18 protein-coding genes, 1 pseudogene and 1 CRISPR repeat array (1 of these 20 running past the window's edge) are annotated in these 25,106 nt (G+C 72.4%); of the genes and pseudogenes, 14 read left to right on the top strand and 5 right to left on the bottom strand.

Annotated features, from left to right (window positions below; genetic code table 11):
- A CRISPR array of direct repeats spans window positions 1-52; the repeat unit is 28 nt (it extends 404 nt beyond the left edge of the window).
- Window positions 53-1,985: 1,933 nt separating this feature from the next.
- Complete coding sequence (locus AB852_RS31715; RefSeq protein ID WP_079185111.1) at window positions 1,986-4,205, top strand: glycosyl hydrolase family 18 protein; 2,220 nt, start codon at window positions 1,986-1,988, stop codon at window positions 4,203-4,205.
- Window positions 4,206-4,349: 144 nt separating this feature from the next.
- Here the strand turns inward: AB852_RS31715 and AB852_RS41100 are convergent.
- Window positions 4,350-5,672: pseudogene (locus tag AB852_RS41100) on the bottom strand (MFS transporter); the annotation flags it as partial.
- Window positions 5,673-6,288: 616 nt separating this feature from the next.
- Here AB852_RS41100 and AB852_RS31700 point away from each other — a divergent pair.
- From AB852_RS31700 to AB852_RS31675, 6 genes are all read left to right on the top strand, one after another.
- The gene (locus AB852_RS31700) at window positions 6,289-7,419 is read left to right on the top strand and encodes a PfkB family carbohydrate kinase (RefSeq protein ID WP_073794285.1); all 1,131 of its coding nucleotides are present in this window, start codon (window positions 6,289-6,291) and stop codon (window positions 7,417-7,419) included.
- Window positions 7,420-7,666: 247 nt separating this feature from the next.
- Complete coding sequence (locus AB852_RS31695) at window positions 7,667-8,725, top strand: PhoH family protein (RefSeq protein ID WP_073793649.1); 1,059 nt, start codon at window positions 7,667-7,669, stop codon at window positions 8,723-8,725.
- Between the two features lie 12 nt (window positions 8,726-8,737).
- Window positions 8,738-9,235, top strand: coding sequence for an rRNA maturation RNase YbeY (ybeY, locus tag AB852_RS31690; RefSeq protein ID WP_073793648.1), 498 nt, complete (start codon window positions 8,738-8,740; stop codon window positions 9,233-9,235).
- A gap of 5 nt (window positions 9,236-9,240) precedes the next feature.
- Complete coding sequence (locus AB852_RS31685; RefSeq protein WP_073793647.1) at window positions 9,241-10,572, top strand: hemolysin family protein; 1,332 nt, start codon at window positions 9,241-9,243, stop codon at window positions 10,570-10,572.
- Entirely contained in the window at window positions 10,572-10,928 is a 357-nt protein-coding gene (locus AB852_RS31680; protein ID WP_073793646.1) for an MmcQ/YjbR family DNA-binding protein, read from the top strand. Before AB852_RS31685 ends, AB852_RS31680 begins: the two co-directional genes overlap by 1 nt.
- A gap of 45 nt (window positions 10,929-10,973) precedes the next feature.
- Window positions 10,974-11,321, top strand: a complete 348-nt coding sequence (locus AB852_RS31675) for a cytidine deaminase (RefSeq protein ID WP_073793645.1) — start codon at window positions 10,974-10,976, stop codon at window positions 11,319-11,321.
- A gap of 571 nt (window positions 11,322-11,892) precedes the next feature.
- Here AB852_RS31675 and AB852_RS31670 read toward each other — a convergent pair.
- Window positions 11,893-12,243, bottom strand: coding sequence for a MerR family transcriptional regulator (locus tag AB852_RS31670; protein WP_073793644.1), 351 nt, complete (start codon window positions 12,241-12,243; stop codon window positions 11,893-11,895).
- Window positions 12,244-12,333: 90 nt separating this feature from the next.
- Between AB852_RS31670 and AB852_RS31665 the strand changes: the two genes are divergently transcribed.
- The gene (locus AB852_RS31665; protein ID WP_073793643.1) at window positions 12,334-13,128 is read left to right on the top strand and encodes an aminotransferase class IV family protein; all 795 of its coding nucleotides are present in this window, start codon (window positions 12,334-12,336) and stop codon (window positions 13,126-13,128) included.
- A gap of 203 nt (window positions 13,129-13,331) precedes the next feature.
- The gene (era, locus tag AB852_RS31660; RefSeq protein WP_099282063.1) at window positions 13,332-14,291 is read left to right on the top strand and encodes a GTPase Era; all 960 of its coding nucleotides are present in this window, start codon (window positions 13,332-13,334) and stop codon (window positions 14,289-14,291) included.
- Window positions 14,292-14,347: 56 nt separating this feature from the next.
- Here era and AB852_RS31655 read toward each other — a convergent pair whose 3' ends face one another.
- On the bottom strand, window positions 14,348-15,064 hold the full coding sequence (locus AB852_RS31655; RefSeq protein ID WP_073793642.1) for an SGNH/GDSL hydrolase family protein: 717 nt from the start codon (window positions 15,062-15,064) through the stop codon (window positions 14,348-14,350).
- A gap of 150 nt (window positions 15,065-15,214) precedes the next feature.
- Here AB852_RS31655 and AB852_RS31650 point away from each other — a divergent pair, with 150 nt between their 5' ends.
- Window positions 15,215-15,871: a TetR/AcrR family transcriptional regulator gene (locus AB852_RS31650; protein WP_079185064.1), complete on the top strand. Its 657-nt coding sequence runs from the start codon at window positions 15,215-15,217 to the stop codon at window positions 15,869-15,871.
- 522 nt (window positions 15,872-16,393) lie between these two features.
- Here the strand turns inward: AB852_RS31650 and AB852_RS31645 are convergent.
- The gene (locus tag AB852_RS31645; protein ID WP_073793641.1) at window positions 16,394-16,660 is read right to left on the bottom strand and encodes a protealysin inhibitor emfourin; all 267 of its coding nucleotides are present in this window, start codon (window positions 16,658-16,660) and stop codon (window positions 16,394-16,396) included.
- 19 nt (window positions 16,661-16,679) lie between these two features.
- Window positions 16,680-17,747 (bottom strand): M4 family metallopeptidase, encoded by a 1,068-nt coding sequence (locus AB852_RS31640; RefSeq protein WP_073793640.1) that lies wholly within the window; start codon window positions 17,745-17,747, stop codon window positions 16,680-16,682.
- Between the two features lie 437 nt (window positions 17,748-18,184).
- Here AB852_RS31640 and leuA point away from each other — a divergent pair, with 437 nt between their 5' ends.
- The 4 genes from leuA (at window position 18,185) to AB852_RS31620 (ending at window position 25,080) form a co-directional block, all read left to right on the top strand.
- A complete protein-coding gene (leuA, locus tag AB852_RS31635) occupies window positions 18,185-19,879 on the top strand; it encodes a 2-isopropylmalate synthase (RefSeq protein WP_073794276.1) in 1,695 nt (564 codons plus the stop codon).
- 165 nt (window positions 19,880-20,044) lie between these two features.
- Window positions 20,045-20,767 carry a TerB family tellurite resistance protein gene (locus AB852_RS31630; RefSeq protein WP_073793639.1) on the top strand — a complete coding sequence of 241 codons (723 nt, stop codon included), beginning with the start codon at window positions 20,045-20,047 and terminating at the stop codon, window positions 20,765-20,767.
- 682 nt (window positions 20,768-21,449) lie between these two features.
- A complete protein-coding gene (locus AB852_RS31625) occupies window positions 21,450-23,465 on the top strand; it encodes an MMPL family transporter (RefSeq protein WP_073794273.1) in 2,016 nt (671 codons plus the stop codon).
- Window positions 23,466-23,520: 55 nt separating this feature from the next.
- Window positions 23,521-25,080 (top strand): sensor histidine kinase, encoded by a 1,560-nt coding sequence (locus tag AB852_RS31620; RefSeq protein ID WP_425444196.1) that lies wholly within the window; start codon window positions 23,521-23,523, stop codon window positions 25,078-25,080.
- The last annotated feature ends 26 nt before the right edge of the window (window positions 25,081-25,106 follow it).

The raw sequence follows: 25,106 nt of genomic DNA, 5'->3' as shown, positions 1-25,106 counted from the left end.
GCTTGGAGTCCTGACGGACAGGTCGGGCCACCCCCGCGTACGCGGGGACCACTTCAAGATGTCCCGCAGGGGCGTCGGCAAGGTCGGGCCACCCCCGCGTACGCGGGGACCGTCATGTATGCGGCGCCCGCCGCCTCTTCCGGGAAGGGCCACCCCCGCGTACGCGGGGACCGTACTTCCCGACCTGCGGGTTTCTTCCGCCGAAAGGCCCGTTTCCTTTAGTCGGATCAGGCCCCCCGGGCGAGGCCAGCGCGCGCTCCTTCGGGTGTGTACCCGGTAGTCCTGTGCGCTTCGTCGTGACAGGTTCTCGGTGATCGTCCTAGTTTGTGAGGTCCAGGCGGGCCCGTACGTGTGATCCATGAGGTGTACCGGACGGTGTGGCCGCCTGTATCCGTTGCCGTGCGGTGTCCGCCGGGACTGTCGTTCGGAAGCCAGCCCCAGTCGTCGGAACCGGTGGTCCTTCTCGTTGTCCGGCTTCGCAACGGCTGAACTGAGCCAGCGTTGTGGGGGCTGTGCCCGTGGTCGGTGCATGGGGCATGGGTAAGTTGCGGCTTCACAGCGCGTGTTGGGGTGCGGAACGTCCCCGTTCGTCCTGGTGTCCGGGGTGACGGGCTTCGAGTGGGGCGACTTGCCGGGGCCCGGCGGGGGCTCAGGTATGTGGCGCAATCGGATGGGTCCGGGCGGGTTCCCGGTGTGGTCCAGACCAAGTAACTTCAAATTGTCATGTACGTACGGGAGTTTCGGTCCCTCGCCGCCCGGTCACGTACACGCCTCCTCGGAACACGCGCCGACGCCCACCCCACCGCGTCACCTCGCGCCACCGTGTCACCGGAGTCACCGGAGTCACCGTCCCACCGGAGCGGCACCCGCACCCCACGAACGCCCCGCGAACCGCCTCGCGCAACGAACGGCGAACCACCCCGCACCAAGCGCAGACCGGTATCCCCAGCACCCCCGCCCGTTCCCTCCCCAGCGCTCCCCGCGTCCCCGCCAGAAGCGCACCGCACCCCTCACCCCACCGCACAGCGAGTCCCCACCCCACCCCAACTCATCACCCCACAACGCAGGCATCGCGTCCCCCCACGGCACCCACCACCGCGTCCCTGCCAACGCATACGCACACGCCAACGCCCCACCCCCACAAGTACAGCGCGCGAGCCCCGAACCCGCCGCCCTGGCTCCCACACAAGGCGTCACCCCGCACCACCGACGCACAGCGCAGCCACGCCTCACCCCCACACGAGGCACCGCCGTAGGCCCCGCGTCCCGCACCGCCCCACCCCTCACCCGCGAGGCGCAGCCGCCCACCGGCGTACCGGACCCATCCCACCCGCACGGCGCCGGCACCGCACCCGCCCTCGTACCCGTACCGGCACAGCCCCAAGTACCGGCACCCGTACAGCCAACGGCATCGGCACCGCCCCGGGACCAGCGACAGGCGCACCGCACACCGCACCGCACACCGGACCCGCACCGCCCGCATCACCCCACCGCACGCGCACCGCCGGACACCGCACCCGTACCGCTCGCCTCACTCGACCGCACCGCCGGACACCGCACACCGCACCGCCGGACACCGCACCCGCACCCGCTCACCCCACCGCACCCGCTCACCCCCCACCCCCCCACCGTCCGGCACCGCCTCACCCCACCCAACCGTCTCCTCCCGACCTCCCGACCCCGCTGCTCCCGATTCCTCCCCCACCTCACCAGGGAGAGCCATGTTCCTGACCGACATCCGCAACCGCAGACGCAATCGCAGAGCCGACCGCACAGGTACCCGCCGGGCTGACCGGCGAGCCGACCGGGCCGACCGGGCCGACCGGCGAGTCAGCGCCCCGCAAGGTACCGACCGGCGAGGGACCGGCACCCGAGGTACCGCCCTCCGAGGTACCGTCGGGCCGTTCCGGCGGACGTTCCGTGGGCGGCCGTTGCGGCACAAGCTGCTGACGCTGCTCGCCGTGCTGCTGCTGCCGCTCGCCTCCATGACCGCACTCGCCGCGCCCGCGCAGGCCGCCGGGACCCTCACCGCCAGTTTCAGTTCCGAGAACAACGGGTCCTGGTGGCGTGGCATCTACACCGTGCGCAACACCGGGACCGCGCCCGTCACCGGGTGGACGCTCTCGTTCGAGCTGCCCGCCGGGGTGACCGTCAGCGGGCACTACCACGGGGACGCGACCGTCAGCGGGCGCAAGGTCACCGTCAAGAACGCGCACTACAACGCCACCATCCCGGCGGGTGGGACCAGCGAGCCGTGGAGCTACTGGTTCATCGGCAACGGGCCCGTCGGCACGCCCACCGGGTGCACCGTCAACGGGGACAAGTGCGACGGCACACCCGATGTGCCGCCCACCCCGCCCGGCCGGCCGCAGGCCACCGCCGTCACCGCCCGGACCGCCGCGCTGACCTGGAGTGCCGCGAACGCCGGTGACTACCCCGTGGCCTCGTACGAGGTGCTGAGCGGTACGAACGTCCTCGCCGTCACCGACAGCGTCAGCGCGACCCTCACCGGGCTGACACCCGCCACGAGCTACACCGTCACCGTCCGGGCCAAGGACACCCGGGGCAACATCGGACCCGGCAGTCCGCCGTTCACCTTCAGCACCGTGGACCCGGCGACCGACCCCGTGGCACCCACCGCGCCGGGCAACCTCCGGAGCACCAGCAAGACCGCGTCCACCGTCGCCCTCGCCTGGAACGCGGCCACCGACAACGTCGCCGTCGCCGCGTACGACGTGTACCGGGGGGCCAGCCTGGTCAAGACCGTCTCCGCGACCACCACCGCGACCACCGTCGAGGGACTGTCCCCGGCCACCGCCTACACCTTCACCGTGAAGGCACGGGACACCGCCGACAACTCCTCACCCGCGTCCAACGCGGTGAACGTGACCACCGACGACGTCGCCGGGCCCGGGAACTACTACAAGGTCGGCTACTTCACCCAGTGGGGCATCTACGGGCGCCAGTTCTTCATCAAGAACCTCGACACCTCCGGCGCCGCCGCCAAACTCGACGTCGTCAACTACGCGTTCGAGAACATCGACCCCGTCAACCTGACCTGCCAGGCCGGGGTGACCAAGGGGGTCTCCGGCAATCCGCAGGACCCGAACGAGGGCACCGGCGCCGGTGACGCGGACGCCGACTACGGACGGCCTATGTCCGCCGCCCAGTCCGTGGACGGCGTCGCGGACGACGGCTGGGGCAAACTGCGCGGCAACCTCAACCAGATCAAGAAGCTCAAGGCCAAGCACCCGCACCTGAAGTTCGTCGTCTCGCTCGGCGGCTGGACGTTCTCCAAGTTCTTCTCGGACGCGGCGGCCACCCCGGCCGCACGGGAGAAGTTCGTACGCTCCTGCGTCGATGTGTGGATCAAGGGCAATCTGCCCGTCTACAACGGCGCAGGCGGCCCCGGCACCGGCGCCGGTGTCTTCGACGGCATCGACATCGACTGGGAGTGGCCCGGCGCCGAGGGGCACCCCGGCAACAAGTGGGGCGCCGCCGACAAGGACAACCTCACCGCGCTGCTCGCCGAGTTCCGCAAGCAGCTCGACGCCCTTGGCGGGGAACACCGGCTGCTGACGGCGTTCACACCCGCCGACCCCGCCAAGATCCAGGCGGGCTGGGACCTGTCAAAGATCTTTGACTACCTCGACTTCGCCAACGTCCAGGGGTACGACTTCCACGGGGCCGGCAGCGACAACTCCTGGGAGCCGAACCGCACCGGGCACCAGGGCAACCTCCACCGGGACGCCCAGGACACCTACGCGTTCGACTTCAGCGTCGAGAAGGCGATCCAGACCTACCTCGACGCCGGGGTCAGCCCCCGCAAGCTCACCGTCGGCTTCCCCTTCTACGGCCGCGGCTGGAAGGATGTGGCCGCCGGGCCAGCCGGGACCAACGGTGAATGGCAGACCGCCAACGGCGCCGCCACCGGGCAGTTCCCCGAGGAGGCCGGGACCCGCGGGTACCACAACCTCATCAGCAACTACCCGAACATGACCGTCCATCACGACGAACAGTCCGTGTCGACGTACGGCTACACCGGGCCGAACGGCCAGTGGTGGTCGTTCGACGACGCCTGGTCCATCGGCAAGAAGTCCGAGTGGATCAGGAACAAGGGGCTCCTCGGGGCCATGATCTGGGAGATGTCCGGTGACACCCCGACCGGCACCCTGATGAACGCCCTGCACACCGGGTTGCCCTAGCCGCCCGGCGGTGGTGCCGCCGGGTCCGGGGTCCGTCCCCGGCCCGGCGGCATCCCGCGCGGTGCCACCGACACCGGCACTGCCACCGTCCCCGGACCCTGGATCGAGGGCGGTGGCGGTGGCGGTGCCGGGCTCAGCCCCGACCGCGACCGCTACTCCGACCCCGCCGCCGCCGCCGCCGCCGCCGCCGACCTCGACCCCGTCCACGATCCCGTCCACCCGGGCCGCCGGCACCTCCACCGGCACCGGCACCGGGCCGTCCACGTCCACCACCGGCGCACCGCTCCCGTTCCCGCCCACGCCCCCACCCTCACCCCCGCACCGCACGGCCTTCCGTACCAACGGACGCCCGCCCGTGTGCAGGGCCACGCCCGCCAGCGGCACCGACAACAGCAGCAGCGCGCCGCCGAGGACCAGCCCCATCACCGGATACCCGGCGTGCTCCGCCAGCAGACTGCCCGTCAGCGGCCCGCACGCCGTGCCCAGCGACGACGCCGACCCCACCAGCACCGCCCACCGGCCCCGCCCGTCCAGCGAGGCCGCGAGTCCGATCAGGTACGACATCACCAGCGGGTAGCAGGCGTTCCAGACGATCTCCCCGGCCGCGAACGACGCCAGGCCCCCGGACCCCGCGGTCAGCGCGATGCAGCACGCGATCAGCGCCGTCCCCGCCCCGATGGGCAGCGCCCGGCCCACCCTGGCGCCCAGCGCGCCCGCGCCCAGCACCCCGAGCAGCCCGGCGCCGAGCGCCACCGCGAACACCGCGCCCACGGTCACCTCACCCAGCCCCGCCTGTTCGGCGCCGATCCGGCCGCTGACCCCCCACAGGGCGTTCTGCGCCATCGACCAGAACACCATCGCGCCCGCGAGCACCGGGCCGGAACGCCGGTAGGGCAGCGGACCGGCCGCCGGGGCCGCCGCACCGGCCGGAACGGGGCCCGCCAGCCGGGCCGTCGTGGGCCACACCAGCAACGCGGTCAGCGCGAGCGCCCCGAACGGGACCGTGTGCCCGGGGCCCAGATGCGGGATCGTCAGATACAGGGCGCCCGCGAGGGCCGAGACACCCAGCAGGCCCAGCGTCGTCTGCCGCTGCGGATCACGCCGTCCGGCGATCCCGGTCGCCGCGACGGTGGTCGCCGTACCCGTCCCGAGGCCGCCCACCAGCGCGCCCAGCACCGTACCCGTGACCGTGTCGGCGAACGCCGCCGTCCCGTACCCGGCCAGCGCGAGCAGCAGGCCCGCCCGCGCGGTGCGCCGCGGCCCGTACCGCTCGATCCGGGACGCCAGGACGAGACCCGCGCCCGCCGAGCACAGCAGCAGCGCGCTGCCGAGGGTTCCGGCCTGGGCGACGGACAGCGCGAGGGTGTCGTCGAGCCGGCCGACGACCGTGGGCAGCAGATACGGCGTGAGATACCCGGCCGTGAACAGCGAGACCAGGGGCCAGGCGGGGCGGGGCAAGGGGGACACGGGCGTTCCCGGTGCGTGCGGGGGAGCGGGGGAGCGGGGCATGGGGAAGGGGGGCGGGCATGGGTGGGGCAGGTTGCGCGGCACCGTGAATCGGCGCGGGCAATTTGTATCAACCGGAAGGAAGTAGACGAAGTGACCTTGCCGTGACCTACGAGACATTTTTAATGAAAAGTGTTTGCAATTACGCAACCCGGGTAAACACTCCTGTTCCGGACGATGATCATCCGCCCCGCGAACCCGCTCCGTGAACCCGCCCCGCGAATCCGGGTCACGCACCCCGCCCGCACCCAGGCGGAACCCCGCCCGCACCCCGCCCGCACCCAGGCCGCACTTCTCCCGGACGCACGGCCCCGCCCCCCTCCCGGACGCACGGCCCGCCCCCTCCCGGACACGCCGCCCGCACCCCTCCCGGACACGCCGCCCGCACCCCTCCCGCACCCCTCCCGGACACGCCGCCCGCACCCCTCCCGCACCCCTTTCGGGCACACTGACCTGAACCCGCACCATCCAGGGGGAGCGCACCGTGACCACGTACGACGGAGAGCCGCCGCAGAGCCGCCACCGCAGCACCGGGGGCCCCGGCCCCGAGCCCGTCCCCGACTCCGCCGAGGCCGCGCTGGAGCACCGGGACCGGGAGGCCAGGACCCGCCCCCGTCCCCGGCCCCATCTCGACCCGCTCGCCGCGCTCCGCACGCCCGGTGACCCGCCCTGCGACGTGTACCTGACCGGGCCCGTCTACCTCGACATCATCCTCACCGGACTCGACTCCGCGCCCGTCCGCGGCACCGAGTCCTGGGCCCGGGGCATGGGCTCCAGCCCCGGCGGCGTCGCCAACATGGCCACCGCGCTGGCCCGGCTCGGACTGCGGACCTCGCTCGCCGCCGCCTTCGGCGACGACCACTACGGCGAGTACTGCTGGGACGCCCTCGAACAGGGCGAGGGCATCGACCTCGGGCCGTCCCGCCGGGTCCCCGGCTGGCACTCCCCGGTCACGGTCTCCATGGCGTACGAGGGGGAGCGGACCATGGTGTCCCACGCCCACGAACCCCCGGCCGCCGACGCCGCCGGCATCGCCGCGACCCCGCCCGCCCGCGCCGCCGTCGCCTCCCTGGCCCCCGGCACCCGCGACCCCTGGATCGCCCGCGCCGCCCGCGCCGGGACCCGGCTCTTCGGGGACGTGGGCTGGGACGAGACCGGCCGCTGGGACCTGGACGCGCTGCCCGACCTCGCCCACTGCGAAGCCTTCCTGCCCAACGCCCAGGAGGCCATGAGCTACACCCGCACCACCTGCCCGCGCGCCGCCGCGCACGCCCTCACCGAACGGGTCCCCGTCGCCGTCGTCACCCTCGGTGCCGAAGGCGCGTACGCCGTGGACGGGCGCACCGGCGAGACGGCCGTCGTCCCCGCCATCGAGGTCGAAGCGCTGGACCCGACGGGCGCGGGCGATGTCTTCGTCGCCGGGTTCGTCACCGGCACCCTCGCGGGCTGGCCGCTGGCCGACCGGGTCGCCTTCGCCGGACTGACCGCCGCGCTGTCCGTCCAGGAGTTCGGCGGCTCGCTCTCCGCGCCCGGCTGGACCGAGGTCGCCGCCTGGTGGCGCCGGGTGCGCGACTACGGCCCCCAGGACCCCGCGGCCCTCGCCCGCTACGCCTTCCTGGACTCCCTGCGGCCCCCGCTGCCCGCCGCCGCCCGGCCCTGGCCGCTGCGCAGGGCGGTGCCCACCATCGGCTTCCGCAGCACCGTCTGACCCCCGCCCCGCGCGAGGACCGGAGCGTCCCTCGCGCGGGAACCGTGGCGATCCCCGAGCGAGGGCCGTGCCGACCTGCGAGCGAGGACCGAGGCGGCCTGCGCGCGGGGACCATGGCGGCCCCCGAGCGGGGGTCGCGAAAACTCCTCGGCCCTGGCGCGGGGTGCGTCGTACCCTGGGCAGTGCAACGGCGCCTCGTACCGACGCGCCCCGCCCGAGGAGGACCAGCAGGCCACAGAGCCGGCCCATGACGCAGACACCCACAGCTCACGAACCGGCGGAGGGCCAGTCCCGCGCCCGGTTCACCGTCCCGGCCAAGCACCCCATGGTCACCGTGCTCGGCTCCGGGGACGCACTGCTCCGCGTGATCGAGAAGGCCTTCCCGGAAGCCGACATCCATGTCCGGGGCAATGAGATCAGCGCGGTCGGCGAGGCCCGTGAAGTGGCCCTCGTGCAGCGGCTGTTCGACGAGATGATGCTGGTGCTCCGCACCGGACAGCCGATGACGGAGGACGCGGTGGAACGCTCGATCGCCATGCTCAGGGCCAGTGAGGCGGGCGAGGGCACCGGTGAGGAGACCCCCGCCGAGGTCCTCACCCAGAACATCCTGTCCTCCCGCGGCCGCACCATCCGCCCCAAGACGCTCAACCAGAAGCGCTACGTCGACGCGATCGACAAGCACACCATCGTCTTCGGTATCGGCCCCGCGGGCACCGGCAAGACCTATCTGGCCATGGCCAAGGCCGTCCAGGCCCTCCAGTCCAAGCAGGTCAACCGCATCATCCTCACCCGCCCCGCCGTCGAGGCCGGCGAACGCCTCGGCTTCCTCCCGGGCACCCTCTACGAGAAGATCGACCCGTATCTGCGCCCCCTGTACGACGCGCTCCACGACATGCTCGACCCGGACTCGATCCCCCGCCTGATGGCCGCGGGCACCATCGAGGTGGCGCCCCTGGCCTATATGAGGGGAAGGACCCTCAATGACGCCTTCATCATTCTCGACGAGGCGCAGAACACGAACCCCGAGCAGATGAAGATGTTCCTCACCCGGCTCGGGTTCGAGTCGAAGATCGTCATCACCGGTGACGTGACCCAGGTCGACCTGCCCAACGGCACCAGGTCCGGTCTGCGGCAGGTGCAGGACATCCTCGAAGGGGTCGACGACGTCCACTTCTCGCGGCTCACGTCCCAGGACGTCGTACGGCACAAGCTGGTCGGCCGTATCGTCGACGCGTACGAGAAGTACGACCACGCGAACGGCACCGACCACGGCTCCCACCAAGGCCGCGGCGGCAGAGGGAAGTAGACCGGCACCACCATGGCGATCGACGTCAACAACGAATCCGGCACCCAGGTCGACGAGCACGCGATCCTGGACATCGCGCGCTACGCCCTGGGCCGGATGCGTATCCACCCGCTCTCCGAACTGTCCGTGATCGTCGTGGACACCGACGCCATGGAACAGCTCCACATCCAGTGGATGGACCTGCCAGGGCCCACCGATGTCATGTCCTTCCCGATGGACGAGCTCAGGCCGCCCGCCAAGGACGACGACGAGCCACCGCAGGGCCTCCTCGGGGACATCGTGCTGTGCCCCGAGGTCGCCGAACGGCAGGGCCGTGAGGCCGACACCGACCACACCATGGACGAGGAGCTCCAGCTCCTGACCGTCCACGGTGTGCTGCACCTGCTCGGCTACGACCATGAGGAGCCCGACGAGAAGGCCGAGATGTTCGGCCTCCAGGCCGCGATCGTCGACGGTTGGCGGCAGGAGAAGGGCCTCACCGGCCCCTCGCCCGCCCCGACCGTCTCCTGAAGCCGATGAGTGCCCCCCTCATCCTCGGCGCGGTCCTGCTGGTCGTCGTCGCCTGGCTCGCCGCCTGCGCGGAGGCCGGTCTGGCCCGGGTCTCCAGCTTCCGCGCCGAGGAAGCCGTCCGCTCCGGCCGCCGCGGCGGCGCCAAACTCGCCCGGATCGCCGGCGACCCCACCCGCTACCTCAACGTCGCCCTGCTGGTCCGGGTCGCCTGCGAGATGGCCGCCGCCGCCCTCGTCACCTACGCCTGCCTCCAGGAGTTCGACCGCACCTGGGAAGCGCTGCTCCTCGCGATCGGCGTCATGGTCCTCGTGTCGTACGTCGCCGTCGGCGTCTCCCCGCGCACCATCGGCCGCCAGCACCCGCTGAACACCGCCACCGTCGCCGCGTACGTCCTGGTGCCGCTCGCCCGGATCATGGGCCCCATCCCGTCGCTGCTGATCCTGCTCGGCAACGCCCTCACCCCCGGCAAGGGCTTCCGGCGCGGACCCTTCGCCTCCGAGGCGGAGCTGCGCGCGCTGGTCGACCTCGCGGAGGCCGAGTCCCTGATCGAGGACGACGAGCGCCGGATGGTGCACTCCGTCTTCGAACTGGGCGACACCCTCGTACGGGAGGTGATGGTCCCCCGCACCGACCTCGTCGTCATCGAGCGGTACAAGACCATCCGCCAGGCCCTCACCCTCGCGCTGCGCTCCGGCTTCTCCCGTATCCCCGTCACCGGGGAGAACGAGGACGACGTCGTCGGCGTGGTGTATCTCAAGGACCTCGTCCGCAAGACGCACATCAGCCGCGACGCCGAGTCCGAGCTGGTGTCCACCGCGATGCGGTCCGCCACGTTCGTGCCCGACACCAAGAACGCGGGCGACCTGCTGCGCGAGATGCAGCAGGAACGCACCCATGTCGCCGTCGTCGTGGACGAGTACGGCGGCACCGCCGGGATCGTCACCATCGAGGACATCCTGGAGGAGATCGTCGGCGAGATCACCGACGAGTACGACCGTGAGCTGCCGCCCGTCGAGGACCTGGGCGAGGGCCGCTACCGGGTCACCTCCCGCCTCGACATCGGCGACCTCGGCGAGCTGTACGGGCTGGAGGCGTACGACGACGAGGACGTGGAGACGGTCGGCGGACTGCTCGCCAAGGCCCTCGGGAAGGTCCCCATCGCGGACGCCTCCGCGTCGGTGCCGCTGCCCGACGGCCGGGAGCTGCGGCTCACCGCGGAGGCCGCCGCCGGCCGCCGCAACAAGATCATGACGGTGCTCGTGGAGCCCGTCGGACGGGCCCGGCCCGCCAAGGCCGGCGGCCGGGAGAGCGGCGGGGCGCGGGGGGCGGGCCGCTGATGACCCCCGCCGCGCTGCGCTCCCTGTGCCTGTCGTTCAACGCCTCCGTCGAGGAGTTCCCGTTCGGGCCGGAGGCGTCGGTGTTCAAGGTGCTGGGCAAGATGTTCGCGCTGTCCCGGCTGGACGCGCGGCCCCTGACCGTGAACCTGAAGTGCGACCCGGACGACGCGGTGCGGCTGCGCGCCGAGCATCCCGGGGCCGTGCTGCCCGGCTACCACATGAACAAGCGCCACTGGAACACCGTGACGGTCGGGGAGCTGCCCCGGCGTCAGGTGCGGGAACTGGTCGAGGACTCCTACGACCTGGTCGTCGCGGGGCTCCCGAGGGCGGAACGGCTGCGGCTCGACCGGCCCTGAACCCGGGCCCGCCGGGTGCGGTGGGGCGCCGCATAAGCTGGGGCCATGAGCGAGAGTGAGCTGGGGCCCGAGGACCGGAAGATCGTGACCCTCGCGCGGTCCGTGCGGGCCCGCAACGGGGTGGCCGAGGGGGCGGCGGTACGGGACGCCACGGGGCGGACGTATGCCGCCGGGACGGTCGGGCTGCCGTCGCTGCGGCTCAGCGCGGTGCGGGCGGCGGTCGCGATGGCGGTCGCGTCCGGGGCGGAGTCGCTGGAGGCGGTCGCGGTCGTCACGGAGGCCTTGGCGGCCGGCGACGAGGACCTTGCCGCGGTCCGGGACCTCGCGGGGCCCGGTACGCCGGTCTTCGTCGCGGGGCCCGACGCGAGCCTCCGGGCGGTTCTCTCCACCTGACGCCTTCGCTTGCGCTTCCGGGTCCTCCCACCTGGACGCACCTTGTTCCTGTGCGGGTCGTACGGGGGTGCGCGGTTCCTCGCGCCCCTGGATGCTGCCCTCTTGCGGTCGCTCTTCGGGTGCAGGCCGGTCCTCGTTTTCGCGCAGTTCCCCGCGCCCCTGGGTTTCCTGTGCTGAGCGCGGTTCTTCCTGTGCCGTCGCCTGTGGGGTGCGCAGTTCCCCGCGCCCCTGGGGGGTGCCTCTTGAGGTGCGCGTCTACCTGCGGGTACCCGCACGGGCACAGGCGCGGCGAGTGGCGCAAACCTAGGGGCGCGGGGAACTGCGCACCCACGTACGGCCCGTACTGGGAAAAGTACGTCCAGGTGGGGAACCCTAGGGGCGCGGGGAACTGCGCACCCCCGGACGGCCCGTACCGGGACAAGGTACGTCCAGGTGGGGAACCCTCAGGGGCGCGGGGAACTGCGCACCCCACGAGTGACGGGACAGGGACAACCGCGTCCAGCACAAGAAACCCGGCGGCGCGAGCGAAGGCGACCCGCGGACCGGGTGGGGCCGTACGGACCGGGTGGGGTCATACCGGGGACAGGTAACCCGCGAGGGCTTCGCGGCTTCTGCGGAGGCCGTCGATCCGCGCGTCGGTCGACGCCAGCTCCCGCCCCAGCACCTCCCGCACCTCCCCGCACAGCTCGAACGCGAACCCCGCGCCCTCGCCCCGCGCGCACGGCAGCAACTCCCGGATCACCTCCGTGGACAGCCCCGCGTCCAGTAGCGTCCGCACCCGCCGCACGGTGGCCTGCGACTCCTCGTCGTACTCCCGGTAGCCGTTGACCCCGCGCACGGCGCTCAGCAGCCCCTGCGCCTCGTAGTACCGCAGGGACCGCTTGCTGACCTCGGTGCGCCGGGCCAGTTCCCCGATCAACATGTGTTGTTCCCCCTCGACTTGACCTTGTCACCGGTGTCACCCCTTAACGTCCTGCTGGAAGCAGTTGATTCCGATCCACCGGAGGACACCATGAACTTCGTCGTGCAGCGTGACGGCCGGACGGCCACCGCCGGCGACCTCGCGCCGCTGGCCTTCGCGGGCCACGCCCACTTCACCGCCATACAGGTCCGCGACGGCCGGGTACGGGGCCTCGACCTCCATCTGGAACGGCTCAGGTCCGCCTCCGTGGAACTGTTCGGCCGGGCGCTGCCGGAGGACCGGGTGCGCGCCCTGCTGCGGACGGCCCTCGCGGACGGCCCGGCAGACCTCTCCCTGACGGCGACGGTGTACTCACCGGCGGGGGAGTTCACCGCGGCGGACGCGGAGCCCGAGGTGCTGGTCCGCACGGGTGAACCCAGCTCCGGCCCACCGGGACCGCTGGCCCTGGCGGTCGTCGGGCACGAACGGTTCCTGCCGGCCGTGAAGCACGTCGGCGAGGTGGCCAAGACCCATCTGCTGCGGCGGGCCGTGGAGCAGGGTTTCGACGACGCCGCGTTCACCGACCGCACGGGCGCGTTCAGCGAGGCGACGATCTGGAACCTGGCGTTCTGGGACGGCACCTCGGTGCTGTGGCCGGACGCGGAGATGCTGCGCGGGACGACGATGGGCATCGTCAGCCGCCGCCTGGAGGCCCTGGACGTCCCGCAGCGCGTGGCGCGGATCACCCCGGACGACGTGCCGGAGCTGGCCGGGGCCGTCGTCATGAACTCCTGGACGCCGGGTGTGGCGGTGCGCCGTATCGGGTCGGCGGACCTGCCGCAGGCCCCGGCCTTCCTGGAGGCACTGCACCGGGCCTATGACTCGGAACCCCTCGTCACCCCATGACCACGGCTGCCGGAACGGTGGGCGCGCGGGGCGCGCCCGGGTCCCGTGGTACGGGCTGCCCTCGCCCTGTACCGGGCGGCCCCCCGGCCGTCCGGTACAGGGCGAGGGCAGCCCGTACCGGGCGGCCGGGGGGCCGTCCGGTACGGGCGCGAGCCGTGATCGAAAGCGGGTGCGGTGCCACAGGGCCCGGCGGATCGGGGACAATGGGCGGCATGAGTGTTCGCACCCCGTCATCCGAGCCTTCCGAAGCCACCCACCGGGCGGGCTTCGCCTGCTTCGTGGGGCGTCCCAACGCCGGCAAGTCCACCCTCACGAACGCTCTGGTCGGCCAGAAGGTGGCGATCACCTCCAACCGGCCGCAGACCACCCGGCACACGGTCCGGGGCATCGTGCACCGCCCCGAGGCCCAGCTGGTGCTGGTCGACACCCCTGGCCTGCACAAGCCCCGTACGCTGCTCGGCCAGCGGCTCAACGACGTGGTGCGCGCCACCTGGGCCGAGGTCGACGTGATCGGGTTCTGTCTGCCCGCCGACCAGAAGCTCGGCCCCGGTGACCGTTTCATCGCCAAGGAGCTCGCGGGTATCCGCAGGACCCCGAAGATGGCGATCGTCACCAAGACGGACCTGGTCGACCAGAAGACCCTCGCCGAGCAGCTCATCGCGGTGGACCAGCTCGCCAAGGAGCTGGGCTTCGAGTGGGCCGAGATCGTGCCGGTGTCGGCGGTCCAGGGCCAGCAGGTGGGTCTGCTGGCGGATCTGCTGGTGCCGCTGCTGCCCGAGGGTCCCGCGCTGTACCCGGAGGGCGATCTCACCGATGAGCCCGAGCAGGTCATGGTGGCCGAGCTGATCCGTGAGGCCGCGCTGGAGGGGGTGCGGGACGAGCTGCCGCACTCCATCGCCGTGGTCGTCGAGGAGATGCTGCCCCGCGAGGACCGGCCCGCCGACCGGCCCCTGCTGGACATCCACGCCTTCGTCTACATCGAGCGCCCGAGCCAGAAGGGGATCGTGATCGGTCCCAAGGGCAAGCGGCTCAAGGAGGTCGGGATCAAGTCCCGTCAGCAGATCGAGGCGCTGCTGGGCACCCCGGTCTTCCTCGATCTGCATGTGAAGGTCGCCAAGGACTGGCAGCGCGACCCCCGTCAGCTGCGCAAGCTGGGCTTCTGACGGATCCGCGGGCCTCTTGCGCCGCGCCGCCCGCCTGTCCACACTGCCGGACCCGGTCACCGTACGGGGTCCGGCAGCAGTGTTTCCGTGAGGGTCGACAGACGGCCCGCGAGGACCCGGGCCCAGGCCCGGTAGCCCTCCGGGGACGGGTGGAACCGGTCCTCGGCGATCCAGGACCCGGGGATCTCGGGCATTCCGCCGGAGTACAGATGGTGCACGCCCGGGTCCTGGCGCGCGAGGGCCAGCAGCTGCCGGTCCAGCAGCCGGACGTACTGTCCGAGCGGCGCCCGCATCGCCGCGGGGAGCCCTTCCACCCCGCGCAGGTCGGGCAGCCCGGTGAACACCACGGGGACGTCGTCCCCGAGCCGCAGCCGGATGTCCCGGACCAGCCGCCGCGCCTCGGCGCGGAAGGCGCGGGGGCGGCACAGCCGCAGCGCGTCGTTCGTCCCCGCCACCACGAGGACCAGGTCGGGGGTCCAGCGGCTGGTCGGGTCGGTCAGCCCGGTCAGCAGGGAGCGGCGGACATACGGGAGGGTCGCCCCGGCCCGTGCGGAGACCCGCCAGGAGACGGGACGCCCGGTCATCCGGGTCAGGGCGGCGGCGAGGTGGCCCGCCAGGGCCTCGCCGAGGGCGGGTGCGCCGACCCCGGCGGCGACCGAGTCCCCGATCATCACGAGCCGCAGCGGCGGGCGGGCGGGGCCGGGGCCGTGGTGTTCGGTGAGCCCTTCGGTGGCGCCGCCCGCCTCGGGCAGCCGGGTCAGCTGGCGGCGCATGGCGCGGACACTGCGCGGGAGCAATGGGTCCTCTTCCGTATCGGTCGCTGGGACGTGCCGGTGCACCGGAACCGGCATGCCGGTTCCGTTCACAGGTGATCGCCCCCACCCATAACACCGTTATGTCTATAACAGCGTTATGGTGGCCTGGTGTCAACCGAGGAACGGCGAGAGCCCACCGACGTACGCCGCTGTCTGCTGGACCAGGCCGCCCGGATGCTCGCGGACGAGGGCGCCGCGGCGCTGAGCGTCCGCCGGCTGGTCAAGGCCGTCAGCGCGTCGACCATGGCCGTGTACACCTACTTCGGGTCGATGCCCGGACTCGTCCGCGCGCTGATGAAGGAGGGCTTCGACCGTTTCCACACCCGGGTCGAGGCCGCCTCGGCCGCCCACCCCGACGACCCCGTCGCCGAACTCGCCGCGCTGTGCCGCGCCTACCAGGACTTCGCCCGCGAGGAGCCCGATGTGTACGCGGTGATGTTCGGCGGCTCCGCGATCGCCGGGTTCGAGCAGACCGAGGACGACCGCAGGCTGGGTGTCCATGTGCTGCGCGCCCCGCGGGACGCGATCCGCCGCTGTGTCGCGGCGGGGCGCTTCCGGGCGGGGGCCGATCCCGATCTGCTGGTGCGGCAGCTGTTCTGCCAGATGCATGGGCTGGCGCATCTGGGGCGGGCGGGGTACATCACCGGTGCGTACGGCTCCGCCGAGGTGTTGCGGGGGTTGGTCCTCGACTTCGCGCGCGCGTCCGGCGACACGTCGCGCCGTGCGGCGGCCTCGGTGACTGCGGGGCTGGCGCCGCTGTCCTGAGCCCGTCTTGGGCTCGCGCCGCTGGGTTGCCTGTGCGGGGCGCGGTGTTTCCTGTGCGGGTCGCTCGGTGGGTGCGCAGTTCCCCGCGCCCCTGAGGCGCTGCCCTCTTGCGGTCGCTCTTCGGGTGCGGGCCGGTCCTCGTTTTCGCGCGGTTCCTCGCGCCCCTGGGTCTGCTGTGCTGGGCGCGGTTCTTCTTGTGCGGGTCGCTCGTGGGTGCGCAGTTCCCCGCGCCCCTGGGGTTCCACGCCTGGGCGTACTTGTCCCTGTGTGGGTACGGACGTGGGTGCGCAGTTCCCCGCGCCCCTGAGGTGCTGCCCTCTTGCGGTCGCTCTTCGGGTGCGGGCCGGTCCTCGTTTTCGCGCGGTTCCCCGCGCCCCTGGGTCGCCTGTGCTGGGCGTGGTTGTTCCTGTGCCGGTTCCCCGTGGGTGCGCGGTTCCTCGCGCCCCTGTGGTGGTGGGGCGGGGCTGGGGGCACACGCCTGCCCCCGCCCCGGTCCGGTTCGGTCGTCAGAGGGGCAGGGGGTCAGGCGCCTTCCTTCAGGACTCGGGAGACGAGTTCCCGTTGCGCGTCCGTCAGGGTCGGGTCCGCGTAGTGCAGGGTCCGGCCGTCGACGGTGACCTCGTACGAGAAACCGTCCGGGACGCCCGTACCGGGTACCGGACTCGCACCGGCCAGGGCCTGTTCGGCCAGGGCGTGCCAGTCCGCGGCGTCGGCCCGGCAGGCGGTGTCGACCTCCGCCTGCCGCTCGATCCCCGCGAACCCACCTGTGCGCCGCACGAAGATACGCATGACTGTCCGCATACCCCGATCAGCCCGTCGGGACGCCCACGGACGACCACGCCTTGCGGACGGCCTCCAGTTCGTCACCGTCCCCGAAGACGCTCCGGGCGGTGGCCAGGGTCAGCCGGGCGAAGTCCGCGAAGTCCGCGTCCGACGCGAGCTCGCCGCTGGTCAGCGTGTCGTACCAGATGTGGCCCGCCCGCTCCCACGCGTTGCCGCCGAGGTCCGTGGCGAGCAGGTAGAAGGCGTGGTTGGGGATGCCCGAGTTGATGTGCACGCCGCCGTTGTCGCGGCTGGTGCGCACATAGTCGTCCATCGTCGCGGGCTGCGGGTCCTTGCCGAGCACGTCGTCGTCGTACGCGGTGCCGGGCGCCTTCATCGAGCGCAGCGCCGTCCCGGTGACCGAGGGGCCCAGCAGCCCCGCGCCGATCAGCCAGTCCGCGTCCTCGGCGCGCTGTCCGAGCGCGTACTGCTTGATCAGTGAGCCGAAGACGTCGGACACCGACTCGTTGAGGGCGCCGGACTGCCCGTAGTACTCCAGGTTCGCCGTGTACTGGACGACGCCGTGCGTCAGCTCGTGGCCGATCACGTCCACCGGCAGCGTGAAGTCGAGGAACAGGTCGCCGTCCCCGTCGCCGAAGACCATCTGCTCGCCGTTCCAGAAGGCGTTCGCGTAGTTCTCGCCGTAGTGCACGGTCGCGATGAGCGGCAGCCCGGAGTCGTCGATGGAGCGGCGGCCGTACTCCTTGAGGTACAGGTCGAAGGTGGCGCCCAGTCCGGAGTACGCGCGGTTGACCGTGGCGTCGCCGGTCGGCTCGTCGCCCTCGTCACGGACCTTGCGGCCGGGCAGCACCTCCCGGGTCCGGGCGTCGTGGACCCGGCGGTCCGGGGTGTCGGAGACGCCGGTGACGGCGCTCAGGACGGCGCCGCGCACGGCGGTGATCCGCCGCCGGGTGCGCTGGGCGGCGTCCAGTTCCAGGGTGCGGCGGGCGGCCGCCGAGATGACGGAGTCGGCGGCCTCGGCCAGTTTGTCGAGGACGTGCGGCGGGATGACGGTGCAGAAGACGGGCTCGTGGCCCGGACGCTGAGATGCCATGCCTCGCAATGTGGCACTGGGTCATCGAGTTGTCACCCGTTGTCACGTGGATTGGTGAAAAGGAGTGAAACAGGGCTGTTCCCGGGCGTGGGAGGGTTCCGATGGGCCATGGGGCCCGCCCTGGACCCTTCGCCCCGACCCGCCCCATCCGTCCCGCATACTGGGACAGGGCACCGGTCCGGGGGAGGCTCGGCTAGGCTGCGACCACCATGCGTTTCGGGCTGCTTCTCCTTAGCTGCCGCGGCGAGGGCCTGTAAGTCGTAGGCCGACCCCCTCCCCGCGGAGTTCGGTGTTGCGCTCAGCCGTCGGCCGTCCCCCGTGGACCAAGAGGAGCCCTACGCATCATGTCCAGCCCTTCCCGCCCCGCCGCCCCCGCGTCCGCCGTCGGCAGTCCCACGCCGGTCACCAACGCGACGCACCTCCAGCGGGCCACCACGATGCCGACCCACAAGTACCGCCCGTACGAGCAGGTCGACATCACCGGCCGGACCTGGCCCGACCAGCGTGTCACCAAGGCCCCCCGCTGGCTGTCCACCGATCTGCGTGACGGCAACCAGGCCCTGATCGACCCCATGTCGCCCGCCCGTAAGCGCGAGATGTTCGATCTGCTGGTGAAGATGGGCTTCAAGGAGATCGAGATCGGTTTCCCGGCCTCCGGGCAGACCGACTTCGACTTCGTCCGGTCGATCATCGAGGACGAGCACGCGATCCCCGACGACGTCACGATCTCCGTACTGACCCAGGCCCGCGAGGACCTGATCGAGCGCACGGTGGAGTCCCTGGTCGGCGCCAAGCGCGCCACCGTCCATCTGTACAACGCGACCGCGCCCGTCTTCCGCCGGGTCGTCTTCCGCGGCTCCAAGGACGACATCAAGCAGATCGCCGTCGACGGCACCCGGCTGGTCATGGAGTACGCGGAGAAGCTGCTGGACAACCGCACCACCTTCGGCTACCAGTACAGCCCGGAGATCTTCACCGACACCGAGCTGGACTTCGCGCTGGAGGTCTGCGAGGCGGTCATGGACGTCTGGCAGCCCGAGGAGGGCCGCGAGATCATCCTCAACCTGCCCGCGACCGTGGAGCGGTCCACGCCGTCCACCCACGCGGACCGCTTCGAGTGGATGAGCCGCAACCTGTCCCGCCGCGAGCACGTCTGCCTGTCCGTGCACCCGCACAACGACCGCGGCACCGCCGTCGCCGCCGCCGAACTGGCCCTGATGGCCGGCGCCGACCGTATCGAGGGCTGCCTGTTCGGCCAGGGCGAGCGCACCGGCAACGTCGACCTGGTCACCCTGGGGATGAACCTGTTCTCGCAGGGCGTCGACCCGCAGATCGACTTCTCCGACATCGACGAGGTCCGCCGCACCGCCGAGTACTGCAACCAGATGGAGGTCCACCCCCGTCACCCGTACGTCGGTGACCTCGTCTACACGTCCTTCTCCGGCTCCCACCAGGACGCCATCAAGAAGGGCTTCGACGCGATGGAGGCCACCGCCGCCGCCCAGGGCGTCACCGTCGACGACATCGAGTGGGCCGTGCCGTACCTGCCCATCGACCCCAAGGACGTGGGCCGCTCCTACGAGGCCGTGATCCGCGTCAACTCGCAGTCCGGCAAAGGCGGCATCGCCTACGTCCTGAAGAACGAGCACAAGCTGGACCTGCCGCGCCGGATGCAGATCGAGTTCTCCCGGATCATCCAGGCGAAGACGGACGCCGAGGGCGGCGAGATCACCCCCAAGGACATCTGGAACGTCTTCCGGGACGAGTACCTGCCGAACCCGGACAACCCGTGGGGCCGCGTCCAGCTGCGCACCGGCCAGTCCACCACCGACACCGACGGCATCGACCGGCTCACCGTCGAGGCGACCGTCGACGGCGCCGACACCGCGCTGAGCGGCACCGGCAACGGCCCGATCTCCGCGTTCTTCGACGCCCTCCAGTCCATCGGCATCGACGTACGGCTGCTGGACTACCAGGAGCACACGATGAGCGAGGGCGCCTCCGCGCAGGCCGCCTCGTACATCGAGTGCGCGATCGGCGACAAGGTCCTGTGGGGGATCGGCATCGACGCGAATACGACACGCGCCTCGCTGAAGGCCGTTGTCTCCGCCGTCAACCGGGCCACCCGCTGACGACCCCCGTCACCTGCGGTTCCCCCGGCACCGGACGCCCCAGTGGCACCCGGTGCCGGGGCGTCTCCCGGCCACCTTCACACCAGGGGTACTGACGCCGCCCGCCTCATGTGGCTAACATCACGCCAACACGGCGATGTTGCCGGGGCGTTACGGAGGTGCGAGGTGCTGCCAAGCAGGGGACGGTACGGCCGTGCCGTCCGCGGTGCCCGCCGGTCCCGCCTCATGGGCGTCCGGACCGTGTGGACGACCGTGTCCGACGGCGAGTTCTACTGCCCCGGATGCGGCGGCGACCGCAACTACCAGCGGCGCACCGGACGGCGCAGGTTCACCGTGCTCGGGCTGCCGCTGGTGCCCCGGGGGGCCGCCGCGCCCGTCGTCGAGTGCGTCAGCTGCCAGGAGCGGTTCGGTACGGACGCGCTCGACCATCCGACCTCGCAGCGGTTCTCCGCGATGCTGCGGGACGCGGTGCACACGGTGGCGCTCGCGGTGCTGGCCGCGGGGGGTACGGGGGCCCGGGCGGCCGTGGACGCGGCGCTGGCCGTCGTCCGGGACGCGGGGTACCGGGACTGCGACGGGGAGCAGCTCGTGACGCTCGTCGAGGCGTTGTGCGCGGAGCCCGGGCGGTTGCCCGGGTTCTTCGCGGGGTCGGGGGCGGGGGCCTCGGGGCTCACCGTCGAGCTCCGTGAGGCGCTCGAACCGCTCGCGCCTCATCTGGCTCCCGCGGGGCGGGAGGCGCTGCTGCTCCAAGGGGCGCGGATCGCGCTCGCCGACGGGGCCTATACGCCCGCCGAGCGGGACACGTTGACCACTGTCGGTTGTGCCCTCACGCTCACCACGGAGGATGTCACCCGCCTCCTGAAGTCGGCCCGTCCCACACCCTCCTGAGGGTTTCCCCCGGGTCGCCCTCGCTTGCCGCCCCGAGGTCTGTCCGGGTGGGCGCGCTTGTTCCCGCACAGGTTGTTCGTGGGTGCGCAGTTCCCCGCGCCCCTGGATGCTGCCCCCTTACGGTCGCTCTTCGGGTGCGGGTCCGTCCTCGTCTTTTGCGCAGTTCCCCGCGCCCCTGAAGGGGCACCCCTCTCCTCCCGCAGTCGCTCGGCTGCGGGAGGGGGTGGGCGGGAATCTCTGCTCGCAGACTCCGATGCTCTTCAGTAGCTCCGCTGGACGTCGTACCGAGCGTGTCGGATCGAGGACGGAGAATCCCGACCGGCACCGACCCGAAGAACAAGCCGGATGCGCCCCAAAGGGGCGCGGGGAACTGCGCGAAACCACCGAGTGACGGCACAGGAACGAAGTACCCCCAGCCGGACAGACCTGGAAAGCGCAAGCGAGGACGACGGGGACGGGGACCTACTCCCCGGGGAGTAGCGGGCACCGGTTCGCTCCCTGGGACGTAGCCGGAAGCTCGCACCCGGGTCCGACGGAAGCCCCGTGCCGTGGCGGAATGCTGGAACACGTGACGACAACGACATCCACCACCCACCCCGAGCCCCGGAACACCCCGCGGCCCCGGAAGCCCGGGAGGTCCCGGAGAACCGCCGTTCCCTGGGCCGTCCTCGGCCTCTGGGTCGTGCTGCTGGCCCTCGTCGTCCCCTTCGCGGGGAAACTCGGTGACGTCCAGCAGGACCGCGCGGTCGACTACCTTCCCGCCGGCGCGGACAGCACGCAGGTCGCGAAGATCCAGGACAGCCTGCCGGGCGGCGAGACCACCGAACTGGTCCTCGTCTACCACCGCGACGGCGGGCTGACGGCCGCCGACCGCACCACCGCCGAGGACCAGGTACGGGAGATCGGCGCGGCCCATGAACTCGCCGCCACCCCCGAGGGCATCCCGTCGGAGGACGGCGCCACCCTGATGTACCCGGTGGCGACGAACGCCCCGGGCCAGGACGAGGAGGCCCGGGCCGCGTTCGTCAAGGACGTCCGGGCCACCGCGACCGGTACCGACGGCCTCGGAGTCGAGGTCGGCGGCTCCGGCGCCATCCAGTTCGACGCCGAAGAGGTGTACGGCTCGCTCGGCGGCCCGCTGTTCCTCACCACCGTCGGTGTCGTCGCGCTGATGCTCATCGTCATCTACCGCAGCCCGTTCCTGCTGCTGATCCCGCTGATCAGCGCCGGTATGGCCGAGGTGCTGGCCCGGGCGGGCGCCTACGGCCTGAACCGGCTCTTCGACACCCCGGTCACCACGCAGAGCGCGTCGATCATGACCGTCCTCGTCTTCGGTGTCGGCACCGACTACGCCCTGCTGCTGGTGGCCCGCTACCGCGAGGAACTGCGCCGCGTGGAGCGCCCGTACGACGCGATGGCCGCCGCCCTGCGCGGCTGCGGGCCCGCCGTCATCGCCTCGTCCGGCACGGTCGCCGTCGGTCTGCTGTCGCTGCTCGTGGCGGACCTCAACAGCAGCAGCGGGATGGGCCCGCTCGGCGCCCTCGGGGTGCTGTGCGCGCTGCTCGCGATGGTGACCCTGCTGCCCGCCCTGCTGCTGCTGTTCGGCCGCCGGGTGTTCTGGCCGCTGATACCCGCGTACGGCAGCGAACCGAAGGCGCGCAGGTCGCTGTTCGCGGCGATGGGCAGCTCCGCCGGCCGCTACCCGTACCGGGCGCTGATCGGGGGCGCCGCGGTCCTCGGGGCACTGGCGCTCGGGGTGTTCGCCATGCCGGGCACCCTCAAGCAGGAGGACTCCTTCACCGACAAGCCCGAGTCGATCGCCGCGCTGGAGACCCTCGGCGAGGCGTTCCCCGACCGCGGTTCCCAGCCGATCACCGTGATCACCCCCACCGGCCGCGCGGCCGTGACCCTCACCACCGCCGAACGGGTCCCGGGCGTGGAGGCCGTCGCACGCGGACGCAGCGCCGACGGCTGGACGGAGCTGTCCGTCATCGCCTCCGCGAAGCCGGAGTCGGCCGCCGAGACCAGGACGATCGGGGAACTGCGCTCCGCCCTCGACGACTCGTACGTGGGCGGTCCGAGCGCGCAGCAGATCGACCTGGAGAAGACCCACTCCCGGGACACCACGCTCGTCATCCCGCTCGTGCTCGTCCTGGTGCTGCTGATCCTGATCCTGCTGCTGCGCAGTCTGGTCGCGCCGCTGCTGCTCATCGCCGCGGTGGTCGCGGTGTGGGGCGCCTCGCTGGGTATCGGGGGCCTCGTCTTCGGCCCGCTGTTCGGCTTCGAGGGCATGGACCCCGGACTCCCGCTGCTGTCGTTCGTGTTCCTGGTCGCCCTCGGCGTCGACTACGGCATCTTCCTGATGCACCGGATGCGCGAGGAGTCCCTGGCGGGCGCCGAACCGGGCCCGGCCGCGCTCAGCGCGCTGCGCAGCACCGGCGCCGTGATCGCGTCGGCGGGACTCGTCCTCGCGGCCACCTTCGGGGTGCTGCTCAACCTCCCGATGGTGATGCTCGTACAGCTCGGGTTCGTCGTCGCGGTCGGTGTCCTCCTCGACACCTTCCTGGTGCGGACGTATCTGGTGACCAGCGCCAGCGTCGCCCTCGGCCGCAAGGTGTGGTGGCCCGGCCCGCTGTCCAAGCGCGCGCCGGTGCCCGTGCCCGACCGCCCCGCAGAGGAACCCGTCCCCGTTCCGTGAACCCGCGGGCGCCCCTCCCTCCCGGAGGGGCGCCCTCATGCCGCAGGATGGCCCCGTGGAATCCCACCGCACCGCCGCACGAGCCGACTTGGCCCCCCAGGGCGCGCCGGACGCGCCCCCTGTGGCCCGCCACGGCCCTCCCGAGGGGTCCGGCGCCCCCGCGACGCCCGCCGGGCCCGGCCGGGCCCGGCGGGGCTTCCCGCGTGACGACCAGGCCCTCGCCGCCGGGACACCCGACCGCCCGGGTCCGGTCTGGCGGAGCTGTCTGCGTGACGACCGGGCCCTCGCCGCCGCCTTCGCCGCGTCCGCGGTGATCGTCGCCGTGCTGTGCGACGCCGAGGGGGGCCTCGACGCCCTCGGCTGGGCGCTGCTCCTCGCCGCCCATGTCCCGGCGGCCTTCCGCACCCGGGCGCCGCTGTGTTCGTTCCTCGGGGTCGTCGCGTTCGTCGCCCCGTACCACGCCCTCGACTACCATCACGCGGCCTCCGGCCCGGTCACCTACCTCGCGCTGTACACCGTGGCCGTCCTCGGCACCCCCCGGCGGACCGTGTACGTGGGGCTCGGCACCGTCGGACTGTCGGTGTCGATCATGATCAGGGTCAGTCCCCACAAGGCCATGGAACTGCTCCAGATATCCGGCTGGGTGGTCGCCGTCCTCGTCGTCGGCGAGTACGTACGGGTGCACCGGCGCAATGTCCGCGCCGCCACCGAACGCGCGGAACGCGCGGAACGCACCCGCGAGGAGGAGGCCCGCCGCCGGGTCGCGGAGGAACGGCTGAGGATCGCCCGGGACCTGCACGACCTGCTCGCCCACACCATCACCCTCGTCGGGGTGCAGACCTCCGTCGCCGCGCACGTCCTCGCCGCCGACCCCGACCGCCTCGACCGGGCCGCCGTCGCCCGCGCCCTCGACGACATCGCCGACACCTGCCGCACCGCGCGCGGGGAACTGCGCGCCACCCTCGAAGTGCTGCGCGCCGACGCGCCCGGTGAGCCACGCGGCCCGCTGCCCGGTGTCGGCGGACTCGTCCACCTCGCGGAGTCCGCGCGCGCGACCGGCGCCGCCGTCACCCTGACCGTACGCGGCGCCCTCGACACGGAACCGCCCCCGGCGGTCGGCGCGGCGGTCTACCGCATCGTCCAGGAGGCCCTCACCAACGCCGTACGGCACGCGGGGACCGGCGTCGCGGTGGCCGTGACCGTCCGGGCCGCGAACGGCCTCCTGGAGGTCCTCGTCACGGACGACGGCGCCCCCGGTTCCCACCCGGCCCGGCGACCGCTCACCGCCCCCGTGAGCGGGCACGGCCGGACCTCCGTACCGTGCCCGGACATCCTGGCGGCGTCGCACACCCCCGGCGGCCCGGCGGCGCTCCCCGCCGACCCCGCGCAGCCGCCGGGGTTCGGACTGATCGGTATGCGGGAACGCGCCCGCAGCGTGGGCGGCACCCTGCAAGCCGGTCCCAGCCCGGACGGCGGCTTCACCGTCGCGGCCGTCCTGCCCCTCGCCCCCGTGTTCCCCGCCGGGGCGGCGCCGCCCGAACCCGCCGCCCCCGAAGAGGTGCCCGGCCGCCCGTGGCAGGGTCGGTGGTGCGCGGGGGAGGCCACCACCGCGTGAGAGAAGCGGTGCGTACGACGCCGAAC

Origin of the sequence: Streptomyces uncialis, assembly GCF_001905345.1 — a bacterium.
Lineage (GTDB): Bacteria > Actinomycetota > Actinomycetes > Streptomycetales > Streptomycetaceae > Streptomyces > Streptomyces uncialis.
The sequence above is the reverse complement of the archived record's forward strand: the minus strand, read 5'-3'. Positions and strand labels throughout refer to the sequence as shown.

Coding starts and splice junctions, on each gene's coding strand:
- AB852_RS31715 (WP_079185111.1), top strand. CDS start 1,986: ATGACCGCACTCGCCGCGCCCGCGCAGGCCGCCGGGACCCTCACCGCC.
- AB852_RS31695 (WP_073793649.1), top strand. CDS start 7,667: ATGACGCAGACACCCACAGCTCACGAACCGGCGGAGGGCCAGTCCCGC.
- ybeY (WP_073793648.1), top strand. CDS start 8,738: ATGGCGATCGACGTCAACAACGAATCCGGCACCCAGGTCGACGAGCAC.
- AB852_RS31685 (WP_073793647.1), top strand. CDS start 9,241: ATGAGTGCCCCCCTCATCCTCGGCGCGGTCCTGCTGGTCGTCGTCGCC.
- AB852_RS31680 (WP_073793646.1), top strand. CDS start 10,572: ATGACCCCCGCCGCGCTGCGCTCCCTGTGCCTGTCGTTCAACGCCTCC.
- AB852_RS31675 (WP_073793645.1), top strand. CDS start 10,974: ATGAGCGAGAGTGAGCTGGGGCCCGAGGACCGGAAGATCGTGACCCTC.
- AB852_RS31670 (WP_073793644.1), bottom strand. CDS start 12,243: ATGTTGATCGGGGAACTGGCCCGGCGCACCGAGGTCAGCAAGCGGTCC.
- AB852_RS31665 (WP_073793643.1), top strand. CDS start 12,334: ATGAACTTCGTCGTGCAGCGTGACGGCCGGACGGCCACCGCCGGCGAC.
- era (WP_099282063.1), top strand. CDS start 13,332: ATGGGCGGCATGAGTGTTCGCACCCCGTCATCCGAGCCTTCCGAAGCC.
- AB852_RS31655 (WP_073793642.1), bottom strand. CDS start 15,064: ATGCGCCGCCAGCTGACCCGGCTGCCCGAGGCGGGCGGCGCCACCGAA.
- AB852_RS31645 (WP_073793641.1), bottom strand. CDS start 16,660: ATGCGTATCTTCGTGCGGCGCACAGGTGGGTTCGCGGGGATCGAGCGG.
- AB852_RS31640 (WP_073793640.1), bottom strand. CDS start 17,747: ATGGCATCTCAGCGTCCGGGCCACGAGCCCGTCTTCTGCACCGTCATC.
- leuA (WP_073794276.1), top strand. CDS start 18,185: ATGCCGACCCACAAGTACCGCCCGTACGAGCAGGTCGACATCACCGGC.